This window comes from Hydrocoleum sp. CS-953 (assembly GCF_002260545.1).
Classification (GTDB): domain Bacteria; phylum Cyanobacteriota; class Cyanobacteriia; order Cyanobacteriales; family Microcoleaceae; genus Trichodesmium.
On sequence record NZ_LGSU01000940.1, the window covers coordinates 1 to 5,558 of the forward strand.

4 protein-coding genes are annotated in these 5,558 nt (G+C 38.3%); 2 read left to right on the forward strand and 2 right to left on the reverse strand.

The window, feature by feature from the left end:
* Nucleotides 1–2,411: hydantoinase B/oxoprolinase family protein (locus AFK68_RS41615; RefSeq protein WP_246844159.1), on the forward strand; the 2,411-nt coding region annotated here is incomplete at its 5' end.
* Between the two features lie 960 nt (nt 2,412–3,371).
* The gene (gene thrB / locus AFK68_RS12915; RefSeq protein WP_094673169.1) at nt 3,372–4,289 is read left to right on the forward strand and encodes a homoserine kinase; all 918 of its coding nucleotides are present in this window, start codon (nt 3,372–3,374) and stop codon (nt 4,287–4,289) included.
* A gap of 31 nt (nt 4,290–4,320) precedes the next feature.
* Here the strand turns inward: thrB and AFK68_RS12920 are convergent, their stop codons facing one another.
* Both AFK68_RS12920 and AFK68_RS12925 read right to left on the reverse strand, forming a co-directional pair.
* Entirely contained in the window at nt 4,321–4,572 is a 252-nt protein-coding gene (locus AFK68_RS12920; RefSeq protein WP_094673170.1) for a hypothetical protein, read from the reverse strand.
* A gap of 8 nt (nt 4,573–4,580) precedes the next feature.
* Nucleotides 4,581–5,342: a PEP-CTERM sorting domain-containing protein gene (locus AFK68_RS12925; protein ID WP_094673171.1), complete on the reverse strand. Its 762-nt coding sequence runs from the start codon at nt 5,340–5,342 to the stop codon at nt 4,581–4,583.
* Nucleotides 5,343–5,558: the final 216 nt, after the last annotated feature.

Consider the following 5,558-nt stretch of genomic DNA (forward strand, 5'->3'; position numbering starts at 1 on the left):
CAGAAAATTCTTCGTCGGAAAATTCAAATTTAGAATCTACAACAGATTTAATTTCAGAAAGGAATAAATTTGACAAGCAAGATGTTTCTGTCACATCCTTATTATTAAAAATTCACCTTAAATATCAAGGTAGTGACTCAACATTAATCATAGACTTTGCCGAAAATATCTCAACAATAAAAGCCGAATTTGAAACAGCTCATCAACAGAGATATGGATTTATCATGGCAGAAAAATCCTTAATAGTTGAAGCAGTTTCCCTAGAACTTATTCAGCAAATGGAAACCCCAGAAGAAATAGAAAAATTTCCCACTAAAAAATCTCCTATAACTCCAACTGCAATAACACAAATATATACAGCCGGAAAATGGCATGATACTCCTATTTATCTCCGAGAAAATTTACAACCAGGAGACAAAATTAATAGTCCTGCCTTAATAATTGAAAAAACTGGAACCAATATTATCGAACCTGGTTGGCAAGCAGAACTAACTACCAAAAATCACCTGATTTTAACGAAAACTAAAACTACAGAAAAATCCGTAGAGATAACCAGTAAGTCTCAAGACAAAAATCCAACTTCAGCAGACCCCGTAATGCTAGAAATATTTAATAACCTATTTCGAGCGATCGCCGAACAAATGGGAATTACATTACAAAATACTAGCTCTTCAGTAAATATCAAAGAAAGACTAGATTTTTCCTGCGCTATTTTCGATAAAGATGGTGAATTAGTTGCCAATGCTCCTCATATTCCCGTACATTTAGGTTCCATGAGTGAAAGTGTTAATGCCTTAATTTCTGACAAAGGCGACACACTAAAACCAGGAGATGTTTATGTTTTAAATAATCCCTATAATGGCGGTACTCATCTGCCAGACATAACAGTTATTACTCCTGTATTTTCAACTCTACAAAAACCAAAAGATTCTTCTGTCATTGCCAAGCAGGATGTGGAAAATAGGAAAAATAATATTTTTCCCGAACCTAACCTCCCTTCAGAAACCTTATCCGAGACAAATATCCTTTTAGGGAATAAGTCTACTACTCAAAACTTCAAGTCAGCAAACCCTCCTAACAATGAAAATTTGATAGAAGAAAATCAGACAAATATTTTGACTGAAACTAACTCCACTGAGGAAATTTCATCTGATACAAATATTTCCCTAACTTCCCCTGAAAACAGAGAAAAAATACCAAATCCCATATTTTATGTTGCCTCTCGCGGACATCATGCAGATATAGGTGGCATTACTCCAGGTTCCATGCCTCCCCATAGTAAAACCATAGACGAAGAAGGAATATTAATCGATAATTTCCAACTCGTCAAAAACGGAAAATTCCAAGAAACAGAACTATTAAACATCCTCACATCCAGCAAATATCCTGCCAGAAATACCAGCCAAAATATAGCCGACCTACAAGCACAAATAGCTGCTAATAAAAAAGGAGTACAAGAACTTCAAAAAATGACAGAAACTTATGGCTTAGAAATCGTACAAGCTTACATGAAATTCGTGCAAGAAAACGCAGAAGCATCAGTACGTCAAGCCATCAAAAAACTTTCTTCATCACTTACCAAAAAAAAATCCACATCCAACCTAGATGACGGTAATAAAATTCAAGTTTATGTCAGCCTCCACCAAAAAAATCTCACAGCAAAAATTGACTTTACAGGAACATCTCCCCAACTCACCAACAACTTCAATGCACCAAAAGCAGTTTGTAAAGCAGCAGTATTATATGTCTTTCGTACCCTAGTTGATGATGATATTCCCCTCAACGCTGGTTGTCTCAAACCATTAGAAATAATCATCCCCGAAGCTAGTATGTTAAACCCCAAATATCCCGCTGGAGTTGTGGCAGGAAATGTGGAAACTTCCCAAATAATTACTGACACTTTATATAATGCTTTAGGAGTAATGGCAGCATCTCAAGGAACCATGAATAATTTCACCTTTGGTAATAGTAAATATCAATATTATGAAACTATTTGTGGAGGTTCCGGCGCAGGTATAAACTTTCATGGCACTGATGCAGTACATACTCACATGACCAACTCCCGGTTAACCGATCCGGAAGTTTTGGAATGGCGCTTTCCGATATTACTGGAAAGTTTTACTATACGTTCTGGCAGTGGGGGTGAAGGTTTATATAAAGGTGGTAATGGAGTAATTCGGCGAATGCGTTTTTTGGAAAAGATGACTGCCGGAATATTATCAGGTCATCGCGTCGTTTCTCCCCCTGGTTTGAATGGTGGGGGTGATGGTTTAGTGGGGAAAAATTATGTGGAACGGAGTGATGGGAAAGTTGAGGAGTTGGGGGGTATTGGTACTGTGGAAATGAATGTAGGAGATGTGTTTGTGATTGAAACTCCAGGTGGTGCCGGAAATGGTGAAGTCAGAAGTTAGAAGGTGCGAAGTTAGAAGGTGCGAAGTTAAATTCTTACTATATTTAGGCTGCTGAAAAAAGTAAAGTCTGGAGAATGTGGGGAGTCTGGGGTAGGTGGGAAGACAGAGAAAGCAGGAGGAATAATTGTTTCTTGATTTTTCTGCCATAGTCACCCCAAAATTCTCACTTTTTGAGGGTTGGGGATGGAAAACTTGGTAATTTTTCCAGGTTCTAAAAAGGCTCAAACCTTTATTTAACAAGTGTTTTGGTTTGATAGGCAAACCCTAATTATGGCTTGCCTATCAAATGTAAAAGCATTGACAGATAAGAGATTGAGCTTTTTTAGACTGAAAAAAAGTGCAAATTTTGAAGCTTGAGTTATCAAAAAGTTAGGATTTTTGGCAGAAGAAACATAAAGTGAAAAGCCACAAAGATTTTCATTTTAGAAAGCTCCTGAAAAAATCGGCGCGTCAAAAGAAACTTGGTTGCATCCCGACAATTTTTGTGGTATCCTAAAATTTAGCTGGGGTCGTTCGTCTATAGTTATGACTTTTTATTCAACCAAGGTTTGAGGAATTTTCCCTGCAAACAATACCAGAAATATTTTCATCCTCTAAAGGTTCCTGTTAATACTTGTTTTTTCTGCTCAAATCTTTCCATCCATCCTCGGTGAAAAGCCACAAAGATTTTCATTTTATAAAGCTCCTGAAAAAAAATCGGCGCGTCAAAAGAAACTTGGTTGCATCCCGACAATTTTTGTGGTATCCTAAGATTTAGCTGGGGTTGTTCGTCTATAGTTATGACTATTTATTCAACAAAAAAATATAGGGGTTGCCAATAGACCCTCAAAAGATTGACAGATAAAAGTCTTAGCCTTTTTAGATATTGAACAAGTACCTACTCCTGTGTCAACTTTTATGTTAAGAAAGATACTGATCAAGCATAGCTATCACAAAAGCTACCGATAACTGATAACAGAAATGACAACTCCTTCCTCTATCACAGTTACCGTCCCCGCAACTACCGCAAATATAGGTCCCGGTTTCGACTGCCTCGGTGCCGCACTCTCCTTATATAACCGCTTCAAATTCTCTATTGCGGATAGCGCAACAGAAGTAAAAATAACCGTCACAGGCAAAGAAGCTCCACGAGTAAACACAGATAAAAGCAATCTTGCCTATCAAGCATTTGTAAAATTATATGAACATATCAACCAAACTCCTCCATCTGTGCTACTAGAAATCGACTTAGGAGTACCCTTAGCCAGAGGATTAGGAAGTTCCGCCACCGCAATAGTCGGAGGTCTAGTCGGGGCAAATCAATTAGCAGGTAATCCCTTAAGCCAAACAGAAGTGATGAACTTAGCGATCGCCATCGAAGGACATCCAGATAATGTTGTACCTGCCTTACTCGGTGGTTGTCGTTTAACAGCTTCTACCCCCACAGGTTGGGAAATATGCCATATTCTCTGGCATCCCGATATTGTGCCAGTAGTAGCAATACCCGACTTTGAACTTTCAACAGCAGAAGCGCGACAAGTTCTACCAAAAGAATACAGTCGCGCTGATGCTATATTTAATTCCGCTCATTTAGGGATTTTGTTAAGAGGATTAGAAACTGGTCGCCGAGAGTGGTTACAAGCTGGAATGCAAGATAAAATTCACCAACCCTACCGTAAATCTTTAATTAAAGGATATGAGTCTGTCCGTTCTGCTGCCTTAAATGCTGGTGCTTATGAAATGGTAATTAGTGGTGCAGGTCCGACTTTATTAGCACTGACAAATTCATCCACAAGTTCAAAAGTAGTAACAGCAATGACTGAAGCTTGGAAAAATCAGGGAGTAGTTACAGAAGTACAAGCTTTGGAAATTAATACAACAGGAGCAATTTGTAGCTAGTAGGGGCGAGTTTTAGAGAAAATTTTCATGCTTACCCTACAGCAGTTTTCATTTGAGTAGACCACAGTAGGGATGTTCCATGGAACGTCCCTACAAAGTTTTGGTTGTGACGATGTGGTTTATCCATCTGAAAAGCGCTGTAAGATTGAGTAAACCCGCCCTCATGTACACCCAAATGTAACAATAGTAGGGGAGGGTTATTAGTCGAAAAATTCATGCTTGCCCTAGTATTTATAAACCCCCCCGAACGGATGTCACCCCTTGAGTTCAGTATCTCAGTCATCAGAGTTATTACTTTTGCTTTTTACCACGAGATAAGAACATTCCACCAGCAACTATACCTAAACCCGCTAAAGTTGCAGGTTCTGGAGTTGACTCGGGAAGGTAACCTTCACCAGACCCATCAGCAAACCTTGCCGTGAAAGTGAAGTCCTGAAAGTCTTTGTCGTCGTTATTGCCACCATCCTCAAAACTAATATTTACCCCAGCAAATAAATCTGCCCCTGTTAAATCTGCCCCTGTATACTTAGAACCATCAAATCCATTAAGTTCATCTCCACCTGTTGAGCCAAACACTGCCCGTTGTGATCCATCTGGATTTAAACCAGTTGTAGAATACACTGTTGGATAATATGGATTTTCTATTTCCTTATTTTGCCAGTACCCATAATTCTCTACCCCTAAAGTATATGTCTTACCTCCTTCAAAAGTAAAACGACCTGGAGAACCTACTACAGCATTTCCCGCAGTACCCAGAGGGTCTGAACCTGGAGCAGATGTTGGTCCAGCTGCATCATCAGAAGCCTTGTATTCTTCAAAGAGCAATTCTCCACCCAACAAACGATCTACTATTCCATCGTTATCCACATCTATTGCTTCATAAACTCTTAAATCTGACTTGTAACCTCCGTATGTTTGTAACAATTCAAATTCCAAAGTAGTATCTTCATAGAACATAATACCATTAGTTCCAAAAGAGAAAGCTTGAGCGGGCATTGCGGAAACTACACCACCAGCGATCGCTGTCAATAAGATAGATAATTTAGTCTTCATTGTTATTACTCCTAATTAAATATTGTATTGGTTATTTTGTAAGCTTTGAGCTAAAAAAATCAAGTTAGGGGACTGACTTGCAGTAAGTTATCTAAAACAAATTATTTATAGGAACTTTAGTAAGAATAAAATCAAGCTATTTAAGCTATTTTTATTGTTTCCTTTTGTTCGCTTAAATCTACTATAACCCCATTCTTATCAAAAATCATGTGTTTT